The organism is Corynebacterium sp. HMSC072G08 (assembly GCF_001809185.1).
GTDB lineage: Bacteria > Actinomycetota > Actinomycetes > Mycobacteriales > Mycobacteriaceae > Corynebacterium > Corynebacterium phoceense.
Genome location: NZ_KV796395.1, coordinates 15,124 through 32,458 on the forward strand (window position 1 = coordinate 15,124; position 17,335 = coordinate 32,458).

Genomic DNA, 17,335 nt, shown 5'->3' on the forward strand with positions numbered 1-17,335 from the left:
CTGCTGCAGTGGGCTGAGCGTGCCGATGCCCCCTTTGGGCCCAGGTGTGTGTGCGAACGAAGCGGGCAGTCCGCGGAGGAAACTACAACAAATTCAACCCCACTTGGAGCGGCGGAGGCAGTCTTTTCCGTGCAAAATATCACAGGTTATGACCAGTGAAAGTGCTGTGTAGTTGTCTGAGCTGCGCTATTAGGGGAATTTGATTGTGTGCGATTGTGTGGCAATGCCCCCGTTTGAGGAGAAATATCTTGTTGATATTTGTGGCTTCGAATTAACCTCATATGCAGGGCTATCGTGGCGCATCCGCGCCATCGATGCCCCACGAGTGACACGATACGGATGCCAACAGCGCGCATCATAGACCGCCCCGGATTGAGGCGACGCGGCGTGCAGTCGGTCCGCGAAGTGGAAAGGAATGCCATGCCGGAAACCATATTCAGGACATCACCAGTTGCACCCACCGTCCGGCTGATCGCGGGGCGCTATAGCGCACAGATTGACCTCCGTTCTGGGGGTATCGCTGCGCTGTCCTATGACGGTGCGCCTTTGCTGGAAAGCTACGACACTGCGCAGCTTCCGCCGGCTGCGGCCAATAGCGTGCTGGCGCCGTGGCCCAACCGCACCGAAGACGGAATCTTCTCGTGGAAGGGCACCGAGCACCAACTAGCGATCACGGAGCCGGAGCGCCACAACGCAATTCACGGCTTCGTGCTCGATGCCGCCTGGCAGATCGTAAACCACGACCCAGATCGCGTGGAGATCGCCGCGGACATCGCCCCGCAGCAAGGCTGGCCGTGGGCGTTGCGCGTCACTGCGTCGTACCTCCTCGACGAGCAGGGACTGCACTGCACCTATGGGGCATCGACGCAGGAAGACAGCGTTCCCTTTGCCTTCGGCCTGCACCCATACCTTTCGCCGCAGGGCACTCCGGTGGACGAGGCCGAGCTGCGCTTGCCGCCGGTGGAGCACCACCTACTCGACGCGCGCAACGTGCCCACAGGCGAGCACGCACCGATGGAGCTGAGTCACTGCGTCGCCGAGCTAGAACTCGATGATCTCTTCTACGTGGGACCCGAGCCGCACACGGTGGAATTTGCCGCCGACGGGCGCGGCGTGCGCATGGATTCCGGGGAGGGACTCGGCTGGCTGCAGATTTATACCGCGCCGGATTTCCCGGGGCGCGGGCGAGCGATTGCCGTGGAACCCATGAGCGCGCCGCCCAACGCCCTGCGCACTGGTACCGACCTCGTGGAGCTGGGCCCGGATCGGCCATGGCAGGCCACCGTGCACTTCAGTGTCATTGAATAGCCACGAAAGACTGCACCGTCAGACTGTAACTGAATACATAACTGCATACGTTTCTCCCAAGTAATTCTCTCGTGCTCGGGGTCGGCGTGCGTTCGCGCGGCGGTGGCGGGTACTTATCGTGAAAGGTTCAAGAGCTATGGAGACTGCACAATCAGTCCTACGCCTGGACGCGACGTGGGTGGACTACCTCATCGTCGCAATCTACTTCCTGTTCGTGCTCGGCATCGGCTGGGCAGCGAAGGCCCGCGTGTCTTCGTCGATTGACTTTTTCCTCTCCGGCCGCTCGCTGCCGGCGTGGGTGACCGGCCTGGCCTTTATCTCGGCCAACCTCGGCGCGGTGGAAATCATTGGCATGTCCGCCAACGGCGCGGAGTACGGCTTCCAGACCATGCATTACTTCTGGATTGGCGCCGTGCCGGCCATGATCTTCCTGGGCATTGTCATGATGCCGTTCTACTACGGCTCGAAGGTTCGCTCCGTGCCGGAGTTCATGCGCCGCCGCTTCGGCAACGGCGCCCACTTGGTCAACGCCCTGTCCTTCGCGCTGGCCCAGCTGCTCATCGCCGGCGTGAACCTGTTCCTGCTCGCCACCATTGTCGAGGCCCTGCTGGGCTGGCCGATGTGGGTCGCGCTCGTCGTTGCTGGTGTCATCGTGCTGTCCTACATCACGCTCGGCGGCCTGTCCGCGGCCATCTACAACGAGGTGCTGCAGTTCTTCGTCATCGTCGCTGCGCTCGCACCGCTGACGATCATCGGCCTCAACCGCGTGGGCGGCTGGGAAGGTCTCAAGACGGCCGTCGCGGAAGAATCCCACTTCCACACCTGGCCGGGCTCTGAGCTCTCCGGTTTCGATAACCCGGTCTGGTCTGTCATCGGTATTGTGCTGGGCCTGGGCTTCGTTCTGTCCTTCGGCTACTGGACCACCAACTTCGTGGAGGTGCAGCGCGCAATGGCCTCGGATTCGCTTTCGGCTGCACGCAAGACGCCTATCATCGGTGCGTTCCCCAAGATGTTCATCCCGTTCCTCGTTGTCATCCCGGGCATGGTCGCCTCCGTTCTGGTGAGCGAAATCGCTGCCGGCTCCGCGAAGCCGAACGACGCCATCCTGCTGCTCATGCGCGACCTGCTGCCCAACGGGCTGCTCGGCATCGCCATCGCTGGCCTGCTCGCCTCGTTCATGGCCGGCATGGCCGCCAACATTTCTGCGTTCAACACCGTCATTTCCTATGACATCTGGCAGACCTACGTGGTCAAGGACCGCGAGGATGATTACTACCTCAAGTTCGGCCGTATCGCGACCGTCGCCGCGACGCTGATCGCCATGTTCACCGCGCTGCTCGCGCAGAACTTCGGCAATATCATGGACTACCTGCAAACGCTCTTCGGCTTCTTTAACGCCCCGCTGTTTGCCACCTTCATTCTCGGTATGTTCTGGAAGCGTATGACCCCGCATGCCGGCTGGTCCGGCCTCATCGCCGGTACGGCGTCCGCGATTGGCTACTGGTACGTTGCTACGTTTACCGATGCCACCAGCACGATGTTCAACCTGCCGGGCCAGGGCACCGCGTTCGTGGCTGCCGGCGTGGCCTTCGCTGTCGATATCCTGGTCTCCGTCATCGTCACCATGTTCACCACGCCGAAGCCGGACAGCGAACTGGTCGGATTCGTCTCCTCGGTGACTCCGAAGGGCCACTTCGAGGACATGACAGAGTCCAACCTGGCGTGGTACCAGCGCACCGTTCCGCTGGGCATGATCTGCCTGGTCATGGCAATCGTACTCAACGTCATCTTTGCCTAAACCATCTACCGATTGAGTCTTTGAAGACAAGAACTAGGAGTCAATAACAATGGCTACTGCACAACCTGCACCGCGCTCGACCGGTACCGCCAGTCGGGCCACTCGCCAGAAGGCGGGTGCCTTTGACCTGCGCAACGTGATCGGCGCACTCATGGGCATCTATTCCATCATCCTGCTGCTGAGCTACTTCTTCCTGGATCCGGGCATCAATCCGGAGACCGGTGCCCTCAAAAACGCCACGGACAACCTCTGGATGGGCTTGGCGCTGCTGGCCGCATCCGTAATCTTCCTTGCGTGGGCGAAGCTTCGCCCGATCATCATTGAAACCCCCGTTAAGGCTACGTCCGCAGATACAGCTGCTGTTCGGGAGCAGAGGTAATTATGGTTGACATTCAACGCACGAAGCTCGCCGATGGCCGCGACCTCATCTATTTCGATGAGCAGCCGCACCCAGACCGCGTGCTCGAGGACCCGCGAGACCTTCCCCAGGTTCACCCGGCCTCTGAGATGCGCCGCGATCCGCTCACTGGGGAGTGGGTGGCCTACGCCGCCCACCGCATGAACCGCACGTTCATGCCGCCGGCGAACGAGAACCCGCTGGCGCCCTCCACATCCGGCAACCTGCCCACGGAGATCCCCTCGCCCAGTTACGACGTGGTGGTCTTCGAAAACCGCTTCCCGTCGTTCGCGCTCAACGTCGACGACGTCGCGGATAACGACGTGGACGGCATGGGACTTGTGCCGCGCTATCCCGCCAAGGCCCGGTGCGAGGTGGTGTGTTTTACCTCGGATCCCACCAAGAGTTTCCGGGATCTGCCGGTGAGCCGCATTCGCACCGTCATCGAGGTCTGGGCGCACCGCACCGCCGAGCTGTCCCAGATCCCAGAGGTCAAGCAGGTCTTTCCGTTCGAGAATCGCGGCGCTGAGATCGGCGTGACCCTCCAGCACCCGCACGGCCAGATCTATTCCTATCCCTTCTACTCCCCGCGCCTGGCCAACCTGGTCGCGCGCTCGAAGGAATACAAGGCTGAGCACAACGCGGACCTCTTCCAGACCATGCTCGACAAGGAGAGGGAGGCAGGCACGCGCGTCATCGCCACGACGGAGCACTTCACCGTCTTCGTTCCTGCGGCGGCCAAGTGGCCTTTGGAGGTCATGGTCATGCCCAATGTCCACGTGCCCAACTTCGCAGAGCTTTCCGAAGCCCAGCGCGACGACCTCGCCGTCGTCCTCAAGAAGCTCTACACCGCGGTGGATCAGTTCTTCGAGGGTGTGGAGAAGACCCCGTACATCGCGGGTTGGAACCAGGCGCCGACGGATGATTCGGACGCGGTGCGCATGCACCTGCAGCTCTTCTCACTCATGCGCTCCCCGAACCGCATGAAGTTCCTCGCCGGTTCCGAGTCCTCCCAGGCGGTGTGGATCAACGACACCACCCCGGAGCGGATCGCCGAAAAATTCAAGGAGTTGTGGAACGATGACCTCGTATAAGTGGATTGAAAGCCGCACCCCGGACGCCCTTGCTGCCGATGCCACCGCCCTGTTTAACGCCGAATTCGGCACCGCGCCCACCGGCGTGTGGGCCGCTCCGGGCCGCGTCAACGTCATCGGTGAGCACGTCGATTACGCCGGTGGCGTGTGTATCCCATTCGCCCTGCCGCTGCAGATTGCCGCGGCCGTCACCCCGCGCGAGGACACGAAGGTTGTTGCCGCCTCGCAGAAGACCGACGGCACCGTCGCACGTGCGGAGGTCGACCTTAAGGACATCCGCCCCGGCGGGGACATCGGCTGGCTGGGCTATGTTGCCGGCACCGTCTGGGCCGCGCACGAGTCCGGCGCACTGGAGAACCTCACCGGTTTGAACATCGCGCTTGTCTCCGACGTCCCGCTGGGCTCTGGGCTGTCGAGTTCTGCCGCGCTCGAGTGCTCCGTCGCCGTCGCGGCTTACGAGCTCGACCACGGGCAGGGCCCGGATGACGCTGCGCGCCACCAGCTGGCCGATGCCGCCATGCGCGCCGAAAATGACATCGTCGGCGCCTCCACGGGAGGGCTCGATCAGACCGCCAGCCTCTTTGGCGCGGAGGGCAAGGCGCTTGTCATCGACTTCGACAGCCACACCCACCGCTTGGTTAATTTCGACATCGCCGATCAGGATTTGGTGTTGCTCATTGCGGATACCAACGCTCCTCACGAGCTCAACGACGGCCAGTATGCCTCGCGTCGCGGCGTCATCGACGATGTCCAGAACGCCTTGGGCTCCCTGCGCCACCTGTCCGAGGAGCAGATCGCCGCGTGGGCGCATGAGAACGGTAAGGACGCAACGCTCTACGCCAAGCGCACCGGACACGTCCTCCACGAGACCGCGCGCACGCTCCAAGCTGCCGATGCCCTCGAAGCCGGGGACTTCGACACCTTCCGGCGTTTCATGGCCGATAGCCATGCGTCGCTGCGCGATGACCTCGAGGTCACCACGCCGGAGCTCGATTCCGCCGCGGAGGCCGCCGGCACCCTCGGCGCGCGCATGACAGGCGGAGGCTTCGGCGGCGCCGTCATCGCGCTCATCGCGAAGGCTCGCGTTGGCGACACCGTCGCTGCCATCGCAAGCGCCGCGGAGGAGAAGGGCTTTGCGGAGCCCACGTTCTACATCGCGACGCCGGGCGACGGCGCGCGGCGGCTCGTCTAGCTCCATCCGCGTCAAAGGCCGAGGAAAACTCGGCCTTTTTGCGTGCGTTTTCTGTATTCCGCCTCCTGCCACTCTTTGGTACGATTTAAATATCAATCGAAAGTTGTAGCAAGTGGGAGGTTGCCGGGGTGTCGCGAAAGCACGGAATCAGCCCGTGGTGCCCGAATCAGCACGGGGCGTGGGCGATGCTCGTCGCTCCCGCGGTGGCGGTGACGGTGCCGGCCATCGCGTTCTTTAGCGCACATGAGTCGACGTGGCGCGGGCCAGCCACGGTGCTTGTGGTGCTGCTGGCGTGGTTCTTTGGCTATTTCACGTTCTTCGCGCTGTGCCTCGTGGCCAAGGCCCGCACGCCAGCCCGCCGGCGCACTTACGCCCGCCCGCTCGCCGTCTATGGCCCCGTCGCCGGCGCGGCGATGGTGGGGGCGCTGCTTGCCCAGCCGCGACTGGTCGTGTGGGCGCTGTTCTTTGGCCCGCTCATGGCGGTCGCACTCTGGGAGACGTTTCACGGACGGCCGCGTTCGATGGCCAGCGGGATCTCGACGACCATCGCCTCGGCGCTGCTCGTCCCCGTACTTTGGATGGCCGCGCGGGAGGTCTCGCTCGCTGATATCAGCGGCCGGGCGTGGCTATGCTTCGCGTTTCTCGCGCTGTATTTCTCCGGCACGGTACCGCTGGTCAAATCGATGGTGCGCGAGCGCAAGACCCCGGGGTTTGTCCGGCTGTCCATCGGTTTCCATGCTGCAGCGCTCGGCATCTTTCTCTTAGTGGGCGCACTAGCCGGCATGCCGTGGTTCGCCATACTGATGGCGCTGCTGCTTGCCGTCGCGCTACTGCGAGCCTGGTGGATTCCGCACACCGCCGCGCGCGGGCGCGCGTGGACGGCGCGGAAAGTGGGGTTTGCGGAAGTCCCCCTCGTTATCGTGGCGGCACTGCTTGTCATTGCCACGCTGTGGCCAAGCGCTTGAAAACGCCAACGACGCGGCGGTGAAGCCGCGTCGTTGCACTAATGGTAGCGGGGCTAGAACGGCACTCCGCTGCGCAGAATGACGTTCGCGTAGGCGGTGGTCGAGCCGGTGCGCACCACGAAGGAAGCATCGGCAAGGCGCGCCTTGAGCTCCTCGTGGTCGATTTCCTCGACGGGAACCTCCGGCAGGACGGCGCGGATTTCCGCCGGCGTGGTCGTCGCGATGGTCGCGGCCTCGACTACGACCTCGTCGAGCAGCGCCGCAAGCGTGTCTTCGAAGGAAGGAATTCCGAACACGAGCGAGAGATCCACCACCGGAATATCGTGGGGGACCGGCAGCCCGCAGTCCGCCACGACGAAGGTGTCGGTGTGGCCCAGGCGTGCCACCGCAGCGGTGAGCGCGGGGTTGAGTAATCCAGACTTACGCATGATTAAACCTCCGGAAGTTCGTCGTTGAGGTGCGGGTAGGAAGGCTGGGCGCCGGCGCCCGTGGCGGCGTAGGCACCCACGCGCGCGGCAAAACGCGCGGCATCGGCAAGCGAGTCGCCTTCGAGAAGTCGCGCGCAGAAGGCACCAGCGAAGGCGTCTCCCGCGCCCGTCGTATCCACCGGGGTGATGCGCGGGGTCGGAATTTCGGTGAAACCATCACCATCCGCAACCAACGCACCCGCAGAACCCAGGGTGAGCACCACCGAGGCAAAACCCGCCTCAAGGAGACGCTGGGCCATCTCGCGCGGGGTGCCCGAGTCATCGAGACCCAGCTGGGAGAGGATGAGCCCGGCCTCGTGCTCGTTGGCCATGAGCGGATCAGCGGCAAGCAGCGCCTCGCGCGGAACCTCGATGACGGGGGCGAGGTTGACGATGACGCGTCCGGTCGCGGCCTGCACCGCGGCAGCGAACCCCGAGGCGGGAATCTCGCCCTGCAGCAACACGATCTTCGCCCCCGCGACCGTCTCCGCGCGCTCGGCCACGAATTCGCCGTCGACCTGCCCGTTAGCACCCGCGTTGAGCACGATGGTGTTCTCGCCATCAGCGGAGACCGTAATCACCGCCAAGCCAGTGGTGATGTTGTCAAGCTCCGCGACGGCTGCCATATCCACGCCGGATGAGGTGAGGTACTCCAGCGCGGGAGCGGCATAGGCATCGGAGCCCACGGCCCCGACGAAGGCGACATCGGCGCCCAGCTGTGCGGCCGCGACGGCCTGGTTTGCGCCTTTGCCTCCCGCCAGGATTTCCCCGCCGGAACCGAGCAGCGTTTCGCCTGGGTGTGGGTGTCGTTCAACGTGGAGCATGAGATCCGCGTTGATGGACCCCACGACAACGAGTGCAGGACTCATGGTCTTGATGCCTTTCGGATAGCGATGGTGCGGCGTTTACTTGAATTCGGCGACGTTGGAGGAGTCGACGGTGACAACCTCAACCGGGACCTCAGCCTGTGCGGACTCGCCCTTGAGCAGAGCGGACGCCTGCTCGACGGCCTTGGCGCCGAGCTCCTCGGGCTGCTGTGCGATGGTGCCGTTCATGGTGCCCTTTTCAATGGCGGCGATGCCGTCTTCGGTGCCGTCGAAGCCGAAGACCTTGACGTCCTTGCCGGCCTTGGCACCCAGGGCCTCGATGGCACCGAGGGCCATCTCATCGTTCTCGGCGAAGATGGCCTTGACGTTCGGGTGCGCCTGCAGGAGGTTGGTGGTCACGTTGAGTCCCTCAGTGCGGTCGAACTTTGCGGTCTGCTCGGCGACGATCTTGATCTTCGGGTGAGCCTTGATGCCCTCGCGGAAGCCCTCGCCGCGGTCGCGGGAGGCGGAGGAACCGGCGATGCCCTGGAGGACGAGGATCTCGCCCTCGTCGCCGATAGCCTTGGCGAGAGCTTCGGCGGCCTGCTTGCCGCCGGCCACGTTGTCCGAGGCCACGTAGGAGGCGACCTCGCCGGAGTTTGAGGAACGGTCAACGGCGATGACCGGGATGTTGGCGGAGTTGAGGGCCTGGACGGCGGAGCCGACGGCATCGGAGTCGGTCGGGTTGACGATGACGACGCCCGCGCCGGAGGTCTCGGCGTTCTTGAGCTGGTCGGCCTGCTTGGAGGCGTCATCGGAGGCGTCCTGGATATCCAGCTTGATGCCCAGCTCGTCCGCCTTGGCCTGTGCGCCGTCGCGCAGCTCGACGAAGAACGGGTTGGTCTGGGTGGACAGTGCCAGCGTCACGGAGTCTGAGGAACCGGACTCACCGCGGTTGCAGGCAGCAGCACCCAAGGCAACGGCAGAAATGGACACGACGGCGAGGGACTTGCGGAAGATAGACATGGTTCTCCTTGAAAGAGGATGAGGAAAGTGGAAAGTATGCAGTTGTGAAGTCTGAGTAGAGGCCTAGTTCGCGGCCTTGTTGCGGATGACGTCGAAGCCGACGGCGATCGCGATGACGAAACCGATGACGATCTGCTGCCAGAAGGACGACACGTTGAGCAGGTTCAGCCCGTTGCGAATCACCGCGAGCAGCAGCGCTCCGACGAGGGTGCCAGTGGCCTTGCCCGAACCGCCCGCCAGGGACGCGCCGCCAATGACGACCGCGGCGATGGCGTCGAGCTCATAGCCCACGCCAGCTTGCGGCTGGGCCGAGGACAAGCGTCCCGCCATGACGAGACCCGCGAGCGCGGCGAAGAGGCCGGACAGGGCGAAGACCGCGATTTGAATCTTGGCGACGGGCAAACCGGACAGGCGAGCGGCCTCGAGGTTGCCGCCGATGGCGTACATGGACCGGCCCAGCACGGTGCGCTCCAAGATGAACCAGCACACCAGGCCCGCGACGGCCATCATGACGATGGGGATGGGGAAGCCGCCGACCCTGCTGCCGAGCCAGTTCACGGAATCCGGAGTGCCGATGGGCGAGCCCTGGGAGATGACCAGCGTGGCGCCGCGGGCAATCGACATCATGGCCAGCGTCGCGATGAAGGAAGGAATCTTGCCGAAGGCCGTCGCCATGCCGCAAATGGCGCCGGCGAGAAGGCCGATGATAAGGCCGATAATCAAGGTCAGCCAGCCCGGCAGCCCGGCGTTGCTAAACAGCGAGGCGGAGACCATGGCCCCCAATGCCGCGACGGAGCCGACCGACAAGTCGATGCCCGCGGTGATGATGACGAAGGTCATGCCGAAGGCGAGGATGGCCACGGTGGCGGCCTGGATGCCGACGTTGATGATGTTATTGGGCGTGAGGAAGTGCGGGGTTGCGATAAACAGTGCCACGCACAAGACGATGAGGCCGACGAGCGCGCCGTTGTTCAACATCCAGTTGATGACGGAGTGCGAGGCTTTTGACTTCGTGGGGGTCGCGGGGCGGGCGGTGGTAGTAGACATCAGTTGTTCTCCTCGAGCGTGTCAAAGTCAGATTCAGAGCTGCGTGCGGCGGTTTCCGCCGTTGCGCTGGACGAGACGTTGGAGACGGCGAACGCCATGACCTCGTCCTGGGTAGAGGCCTTGGGAAGCTGGCCGGCGATCTTGCCGCCCGACATGACCAGGATGCGGTCGGACATGCCGAGCACCTCCGGGAGATCGGACGAGACCATGAGCACAGCGCCACCCTGGGCGGTGATTTCGTTGATGATGTTGTAGATTTCGACCTTCGCGCCGACGTCCACACCACGTGTCGGCTCGTCGAGCAGCAGCACCTTCGAGTTGGCGAGTACCCAGCGGCCGAAGACGGCCTTTTGCTGGTTGCCGCCGGACAGATCGCTAATCGGTTGATCGACGCTGGCCATGCGGATGCGCAGCTTGTCCGCGACGTCGACGGCGCGCTTCTTCTGCCCGCCGCGGTCGGCCAGGCCCAGCTTTGCGCTCGAGCGCAGCGTGGCGAACCCGAGGTTTTCGCCGACCGTCGCGCCGAGGACGAGTGCTTGGCCCTTGCGGTCTTCCGGGATGTGGCCCACGCCGGCGGCAATGGCGGCCGCAATATCGCCGCGTTTGAGCGGTGTGCCGGCGATGGACACGGAGCCGGAGTCGTACTTGTCGGCCCCGGCGATGGCGCGCACGACCTCGGTGCGCCCGGCACCCACGAGACCGGCCAGGCCGACGACCTCGCCCGCGTGCACCGTGAAGGTGACGTCCTCGAACTTCCCGGCCGTGGTCAGGCCCTCGACCTCGAGGAGCGGCTCGCCGTGCTCTGGCGGGATCTCGCGCGGGTATTGGTCTTCGATGGAGCGGCCCACCATGAGGCGCACGAGCTCGTCTTCCTCGGTATCCGCCGGAACTTCAGCGACGAACTCACCGTCGCGCAGGACGCTGATGGTATCTGCGATCCGCGCGAGCTCCTCTAAGTGATGGCTGATGAAGACCATCGCCACGCCCTTGGCCTTGAGCTGGTCCAAGATGACGAAGAGTGCGTCAATTTCCTTGCCGGTGAGCGCCGCTGTCGGCTCGTCGAGAATGAGGATGTGGGCGTTCATGGACAGCGCTTTGGCGATCTCAACGAGCTGTTGCTTGGCGATGCCCAGCTCGCCCACCGGCTGGTTGAGCGGGACGTCCAGCCCGATGAGGTTGAGCGCGGCCTGCGCCTGCGCGTTGAGGTGTTTGCGGTTGACCAGGCCCCACTTGCGGGGAGTGCGCCCCAGCATGATGTTTTCGGCCACGGACATCGTGGGCACGAGGTTAAGCTCCTGGTGGATAGTGGCGATACCGAGCGCCTCCGAGGTCTTGGTATCTGGAATGGTGACTTCCTTGCCATCGACCAGGATGCGTCCCGAGTCCGGTGCATGGACGCCGGCGACCATCTTGATGAGCGTGGACTTGCCGGCGCCGTTTTCGCCCAGGAGTGCCTGGACCTGGCCGCGGCGGACGTCAAGGGTGACTTGCTTGATGACGTTGACCGGCCCGAAGGACTTGGAGACGTCCTCGAGTCGAAGCACCGTTTCCGGTGTTCGTGGTGCCGAAGAGTCGGTCATGTTCGCTCCTTAGAGGCTTGAGGATGAAGGCTTGTGGGGGCAGTGGGGGACGGGGACCCACGGCGGGTGCGGCTCATGGGGTGGCTCCTTTCGCCAGTAGCTTTCCGATGCCCCCTCCAGGCACCGTCGGCGGATACGCTGACGAGAGCCGGGAAATAAATCTCGTTGGGTGCTGCAGGCCAACGGGGTCTGAGGCGGAGTTGATCGCTGTGATGAGCGAGCGCGCCGCCAGGGTGCCCAGGGTGGCGACGTCCTGGTCGATGACGCTGAGCGGCGTGGGCTGATAGCGCAGGAAAATAAAGTCGTCGAAGCCGACCAGTGCGAGCTCTTCGCCGATGGTGATTCCCGCATTGTGGCAGGCCTCGAGTGCACCGAAGGTCATCATGGAGTCGCCGGCGATAATCGCGGTAACGCCTTCCTTCAGCAGGCTCAGCGTGCCCACATAGCCTTCTTTGTGCCGGTAGCCGCCCTGGTAGATAACGGTGTTGAGGTCATTCGTTTCCGCGTTAAACACGGCGAGGCGCTCACGTCCTGTCGATGTGTCTTGCGGGCCTGCGAGGTAGCCAATCCGCGTGTGCCCCAGGGTGCGCAGCCGCGTGATGGCGCCCCTCATTCCTTCTGAGGGGGAAGAGACGATAGCCGGCAGCTCGCCGAGCTGGCGGTCTAGCAGTAGCAACGGGCGGGATGCCGCGATGGTCGAAAGAGTCGCGTCGGTTCCCTCCATGGGCACGACGATGATGCCGTCGACCTGCCGGTCCGCAAGCGCGAGTGCGGCGTTGACCATCTTGTCCGCGTCTTCGGCTGAGGAGCTAATGATCGTGGCAAACCCTTGACGCAGGGCCTCCTCTTCGACGGCGGCAGCCATCTCCGCGAAGAACGGGTTAACCAGACTGGGGATGATGAGGCCGATGGCGTCGGTACGGCTGCGGCGCAATGCTCGGGCCTGCGTGTTGAGGCGGTAGCCGAGTTCTTTGGCTGCGGCGACGACGTTTGCCCGTGTCGCAGCAGAAATGGACGTATTCCCGGAAAGTGCGCGCGACGCCGTGGACACGGACACGCCCGCGCGTTGCGCGACGGACTTGAGCGTTGCTCCGGCCATGACCCCGGCTCCCTTCGCCAGCAGGTGGGATAACTCCGTTGTGCAATCGATTGCACAACCTGATGATGAAACTACTGGCGGAAAAGGAAACCTGTCAAGGCTCGGGTGGGAAAGGGGGTCTCCGCCCGTGCAAGCCCGGCGGCGAAACCCTAGGAAGGGTGCACCTTCATCACATAAAGTGGTATGCATAACAGCACCGACGCATGGGGTTGATGCGGCGGTGCTGGGATAAACGATGTGAAGATGTCGTGTCGCTATTTCAACTCGGCGAGCAGCATGTCGAGCGTTGCAATAGAACCCTTCTCGTGGAGCGAGTGCAGTACGCGGGCGTATTCCTTGGTGAACTCATGGGAGTCGACCAGGTCGCCGAAGACCTCGCGGTCGCGCAGGAAGGCGAGGATGTCCTCGTGGTTGTGCGAGGCGGTTTCCTTCAGACGGTCGGCCATGCGGCCGTTGATGGCGATGGGGCTCACCCTGTTCGTCAACTTCAGGTAGCGACACAGGGATAGAGCCTTTCGCGGGCATTCTTAAGATGTACGTCGAGGTCTTGGTGGTCTTAAGAATCGTACAATTCACTTAAACTGGGGGCCGCTCCGCCAGCAAGAATTGCAGGGATGGACCTCTGACATGGACAAGTGGGGCGCTCGTCATTGAGGTCGAAGAACAACTACTCGATAACGAGCACTTCTCCACCGTCCTCGTCGGTTTTGTTGTACGCATGCTTGCCTACGAGCCCCAGTACCTCACGGATGCGCTCGACCTCACCACCGCCGAATTCGAGATAGCACGTGCTCTCGCTGGCGTCATTGAGGTCTTCGTAGAAGTCCTCGATTTGTACTGCGAACTCATCGAGGATGTCTTCGAGCGGGTACTGGGAAATGTCCTGGGGCGAGTCGCCTTCGCTAAGCTCGGGTTCTTGCTCGAAGCTCAGCGAGGTGACGTACTCACGATCGGGTGCTTGCTGGTAGATGTTTTCTTCTACCTTGATGTAGTCGGGCGTTGAATACTTTTCGGGTGTATACACTCGGAAATTCTTCATGTTTGCATGATATGGAATTGTGAGCGTGGCCGCAGGGGAGACGATATCGCGACGAAGGGAAGACAGCTCGGTTAAACGCCCCGCGTACACTGGCACGCCCATCGACAACGAATCTCACAAGGAGATTCCCCATGAAGTTCGCACTCATCGGCGCCACCGGAACTGAGGGAAGAGAAATTGCCGCCAACTTGAAGGAGCACGAGGTTATCGAGGTCTTTCGTTCCAACAGCGTGGATCTCGCGACGGGCGAGGGTCTCGAGGAGGCATTACGCGGAACCGACGTCTGCGTCGACGCCTCCATGCCCATGCCGCCCGATGACGAGGACCTCACCGAGTTCCTTACCGGCGCGGGCCATCTCGTATTCCTGTCCATCACCAACCTCGACAAGCCCGAGTTCACGAAGTTCCCGTACTACGCGGCGAAGGCGGCGCAGGAAAAGCTCGTGCGTGAGACCGATCTCCCCACCTCGGTCGTCAACTCCGCGCAGCGGATGGAGTTCGTCGTCAATCCCGCATACTCGAGCGAGGAAGACGACACCGTCAAGGTCGAAGATTGACTCATCCAACCCATCGCGCTTACCGATGCCGTCCGCACTGTTGTCCACTCCGTCCTCCGCGCTCCTAGCCCTCGGCGATGGCAGCCTGCTCGCCCCGAAGGGCGCCGACATTGTGGGACCCGACGTGGCTGTATACTGCGCTGGGCTCAAGAAGCAGCTCTGGCTTGGACGATATTAGGTGGCGAGTTGAGGCGTCGGTTTTTCAGTGATTAATCGGAAGATTCGATGTTCCCAACGAACGTGGTGTCTTGTGATTTAGTGGTTCTCGTCCACGGCAGTATCAATGTCTTCAAGTCGCGCAAGCCACATTGACATGTGTCCGTCTGCAATGGCGTGGAACATTGCGTTGGGAAAATACACCGGCGGCTTGTCGTAGGTTAGACAGATAGCCGCAATAATCTCATCGGCGCTGGAAGCTGCAATTCCCTCGGCTGTCTCAAGCTCTGAAAGCGGTTTCGTTCCCAGTACAGTGGCAGGCTCATCTGGACGGAACTTCTCCAATGCTTCAGCAAATTGATTCTCGAATTGCTGCGTGTCTTCTGGAGTGATGTTTTGGGAACCAAAATCGTCCGCCATGCCCTTGAACACGGTGAGTGCAGAGTGTGTCGATTCGGCTTCTTCCTCGTCGCGTTGTGATTCGCCTGCTGTCTTCCTCAGCGTGAGGATGACCTCGTTGGTATCTAGTTGAAGATGATCGAAGAGTCTACGGAGGAAGGAAATTTTCTGATTGGTCGATGTAGACAGGACGACGCCCAGGCCTGCATCAACTTCACGTACTCGGCTCGAGTACGCGTAGCCGGACTTAGTAAGCACGAGAGTTCCTGATGCTTGTTCGACGAAGCTTATGAGTTCCGTGCGGTAGCGTTCGGCCATCAACTTAAGCAGCATGTGGACGAACTCGGCCCAGGTTTTGACAGGGATCTTGATGCCTTCCCATTCGAAGGCGCTGATCGAGCGCCCAGTGAAATTCGCATCATCGCCCATCGGCTCAGTAGGGAGCACCTCGCGCTTGGGGACAAAGTCGGAACTGGGGAGGTACCAGTAGTTGAGAGCACGGCGCAAAAGTGCGTCGGTACGCTGCTCCATAGCTGTCCGGTCCCATTTGTCCTTCGTCTTTACATCGTCATTAAGGCGATAACCGGTTTCTCGGAAACCTTTCTCACGGTCACGTTTGGTAATGAAATTGGAGTTGGAGTACGCGGAGTTGTAACCAGTGACAGTGAGGTTTCCAATGCGGTTCACCCACGTTTGATGAATCTCCTGAAAGTTCTCTCCGAGGTCTTCTTTCCACTGCGCATTGAGTGTTTGCGGCATAATGTGCTCGACACTGATATTGCCGTTCTCGAGCGCGTTTGCGATGTCCTTCGTATCGTTGGTATCCCCGTTTTCGAGAACATCGAAAAAATAAGCCCGCACATCTTTGTGAATGTTGTACATATTACGGGTGCGGAACTCAGCGCTAAATTCTTCGTCGTTGGGAATGCGTCCGGACGATCCATCGCGGCGTCGGAGCAGATAGGTGAGCACGTCGTACGCCGTGTCTTTCTCTCCACGAATCTTCCGCATGTCGTTGTACATGGTCTCGTAGATCTTGTTGAGAGCGTTCGTCGGAACAGAAGCGACCGTCCGGCGGAAGATATGGATTTCCAGTAGTCGAATGATGCGCGAAAATTCGTTTATTGAGAGCTTGTCACGCTTGACGTCGCGATACAGCGGCAAAAGAAGCGGAAGCAGAACATCGCCGCGGATAAGATTAAATCGTTCGAGCTGTGCGTCGAGCGCGGCATTCTTCGTGTCTGATCCACAGATCTCGCGCATGACTTCGGAATACTCGTACATGTCTGCGAGTTCCGTCTGGACATCGGAACTTTGCTTTTTGAAGTATGCCTTGAACTCGTCGTAGACCTCGTTGCGCTTGGGAGTCCGCGACAATTTGATCGTCAGATACCAGCGGATGAACCAGTCCGTGCGGTACCAAACATTCTTCTCCATCGGATTCCAGTAGTTCTCGTACAGCGTCGTCTGTAACTGGTGCTCGCAGCCCATGAGTATGAGATTGCGAATTTTGTCGCCTTCGCTCAACGCAAGGCCTGTCGAGTTGAGCGATTCGAAGATGCGTTGTGGATCATCGTGCGACTCTAGATCGAGAATCATGAGGTCAAGTCGCTCGATGGCGTTCCACAGTTGATCGCCGGTGAGCTTGCTCTTGGTCATCCGCTCGAGGAAGTACCGGTAGTTTGCCGTGAGGTTGCTGTCCTCGATGAACATCGACTCATCGCCGAACAAACGCTTGTAAGCGGTTGCGTCGTTCTTTACAGGCTTGAGCTTGAATTTTGGTTCGTTGGTCGAGCTGTTTTTCATGAGATAGCTAGTACGCAACCGCCGTGCGAGTTCGGGGTCTTTGGAGGTTACGACACCGGTATCCAAGAGGTGCGTGAGCGCGAGGATATAGAGACTCAGCGTGGTGAGGCGCTGTTGGCCATCAATAACGACCCACTTGAACGATGTCTCGGGGTTGCCAACGATAGAGCCGAAGAAGTGACGTTCTCTGTTCTCCGTAATCAGAGTTTCCAGGTCGTCGAATAGTCGCTCACATTGCTTCTTTGACCAGTCGTAATTGCGTTGATAAACAGGAATAATGAGTTCTTTCTCGACGCTGTCGAAAATGGTATATGCCTGTTTAACTTCGCCCTTCATACGGCTGCGGCTCCCCTCGCTAACGGTGCACGTAAATCAATCCCTTCAACAATATAGGGCGCAACGCCTTCCCGCAGCCGAAAAGCTGATTCGGAACTGAAGAGAGACCTCTGCATAAAAATTAACGAAAGGTGTGCGCGTGAAAGACTCCAAAGGACTCGAAAACCATGGTGATCTGGTTCCGGGGTCTAGCTTAGTTTCGCGAGCCGCGTAGTGCCTGAACTGTCTTCTTTGAGGTTACCCTCGTTTAGTGGACACCCTAT

The 17,335-nt window shown here is 61.4% G+C and carries 16 protein-coding genes; 7 read left to right on the forward strand and 9 right to left on the reverse strand.

What is annotated here, in order from left to right; genetic code table 11:
- Positions 1-420: 420 nt before the first annotated feature.
- The 6 genes from HMPREF2559_RS01640 (at position 421) to HMPREF2559_RS01665 (ending at position 6,754) form a co-directional block, all read left to right on the forward strand.
- Positions 421-1,308 (forward strand): aldose epimerase family protein, encoded by an 888-nt coding sequence (locus HMPREF2559_RS01640; RefSeq protein WP_068802033.1) that lies wholly within the window; start codon positions 421-423, stop codon positions 1,306-1,308.
- 136 nt (positions 1,309-1,444) lie between these two features.
- Entirely contained in the window at positions 1,445-3,106 is a 1,662-nt protein-coding gene (locus HMPREF2559_RS01645; protein ID WP_070539337.1) for a sodium:solute symporter family protein, read from the forward strand.
- Positions 3,107-3,155: 49 nt separating this feature from the next.
- Positions 3,156-3,485 (forward strand): hypothetical protein, encoded by a 330-nt coding sequence (locus tag HMPREF2559_RS01650; protein ID WP_066491778.1) that lies wholly within the window; start codon positions 3,156-3,158, stop codon positions 3,483-3,485.
- Positions 3,486-3,487: 2 nt separating this feature from the next.
- Positions 3,488-4,597, forward strand: coding sequence for a galactose-1-phosphate uridylyltransferase (galT, locus tag HMPREF2559_RS01655; RefSeq protein WP_066491780.1), 1,110 nt, complete (start codon positions 3,488-3,490; stop codon positions 4,595-4,597).
- On the forward strand, positions 4,584-5,789 hold the full coding sequence (gene galK, locus HMPREF2559_RS01660; RefSeq protein ID WP_066491794.1) for a galactokinase: 1,206 nt from the start codon (positions 4,584-4,586) through the stop codon (positions 5,787-5,789). Before galT ends, galK begins: the two co-directional genes overlap by 14 nt.
- 128 nt (positions 5,790-5,917) lie before the next feature.
- A complete protein-coding gene (locus HMPREF2559_RS01665) occupies positions 5,918-6,754 on the forward strand; it encodes a YwiC-like family protein (protein WP_256374498.1) in 837 nt (278 codons plus the stop codon).
- 53 nt (positions 6,755-6,807) lie between these two features.
- On the opposite strand, the gene rbsD is transcribed toward HMPREF2559_RS01665, so the two are convergent.
- The 8 genes from rbsD to HMPREF2559_RS01705 all read right to left on the reverse strand — a co-directional run bounded on the left by rbsD (position 6,808) and on the right by HMPREF2559_RS01705 (position 13,818).
- A complete protein-coding gene (gene rbsD, locus HMPREF2559_RS01670; RefSeq protein ID WP_070539341.1) occupies positions 6,808-7,182 on the reverse strand; it encodes a D-ribose pyranase in 375 nt (124 codons plus the stop codon).
- A 2-nt stretch (positions 7,183-7,184) separates the two neighbouring features.
- Positions 7,185-8,090, reverse strand: coding sequence for a ribokinase (locus HMPREF2559_RS01675; protein ID WP_068802030.1), 906 nt, complete (start codon positions 8,088-8,090; stop codon positions 7,185-7,187).
- Between the two features lie 36 nt (positions 8,091-8,126).
- On the reverse strand, positions 8,127-9,053 hold the full coding sequence (locus HMPREF2559_RS01680) for a D-ribose ABC transporter substrate-binding protein (RefSeq protein WP_068802029.1): 927 nt from the start codon (positions 9,051-9,053) through the stop codon (positions 8,127-8,129).
- Positions 9,054-9,116: 63 nt separating this feature from the next.
- Complete coding sequence (locus tag HMPREF2559_RS01685) at positions 9,117-10,100, reverse strand: ABC transporter permease (RefSeq protein ID WP_068802028.1); 984 nt, start codon at positions 10,098-10,100, stop codon at positions 9,117-9,119.
- Complete coding sequence (locus tag HMPREF2559_RS01690) at positions 10,100-11,680, reverse strand: sugar ABC transporter ATP-binding protein (RefSeq protein ID WP_070539343.1); 1,581 nt, start codon at positions 11,678-11,680, stop codon at positions 10,100-10,102. Before HMPREF2559_RS01690 ends, HMPREF2559_RS01685 begins: the two co-directional genes overlap by 1 nt.
- A gap of 73 nt (positions 11,681-11,753) precedes the next feature.
- Positions 11,754-12,779 carry a LacI family DNA-binding transcriptional regulator gene (locus tag HMPREF2559_RS01695; RefSeq protein ID WP_070539345.1) on the reverse strand — a complete coding sequence of 342 codons (1,026 nt, stop codon included), beginning with the start codon at positions 12,777-12,779 and terminating at the stop codon, positions 11,754-11,756.
- A 254-nt stretch (positions 12,780-13,033) separates the two neighbouring features.
- Complete coding sequence (locus tag HMPREF2559_RS01700; protein WP_070539348.1) at positions 13,034-13,252, reverse strand: hypothetical protein; 219 nt, start codon at positions 13,250-13,252, stop codon at positions 13,034-13,036.
- A gap of 194 nt (positions 13,253-13,446) precedes the next feature.
- The gene (locus HMPREF2559_RS01705) at positions 13,447-13,818 is read right to left on the reverse strand and encodes a hypothetical protein (RefSeq protein WP_083297743.1); all 372 of its coding nucleotides are present in this window, start codon (positions 13,816-13,818) and stop codon (positions 13,447-13,449) included.
- A gap of 131 nt (positions 13,819-13,949) precedes the next feature.
- Between HMPREF2559_RS01705 and HMPREF2559_RS01710 the strand changes: the two genes are divergently transcribed.
- Positions 13,950-14,375, forward strand: a complete 426-nt coding sequence (locus tag HMPREF2559_RS01710) for an SDR family oxidoreductase (protein ID WP_199872866.1) — start codon at positions 13,950-13,952, stop codon at positions 14,373-14,375.
- Positions 14,376-14,630: 255 nt separating this feature from the next.
- Here HMPREF2559_RS01710 and HMPREF2559_RS01715 read toward each other — a convergent pair whose 3' ends face one another.
- Positions 14,631-17,072 (reverse strand): DUF262 domain-containing protein, encoded by a 2,442-nt coding sequence (locus HMPREF2559_RS01715; protein ID WP_070539349.1) that lies wholly within the window; start codon positions 17,070-17,072, stop codon positions 14,631-14,633.
- Between the last annotated feature and the right edge of the window lie 263 nt (positions 17,073-17,335).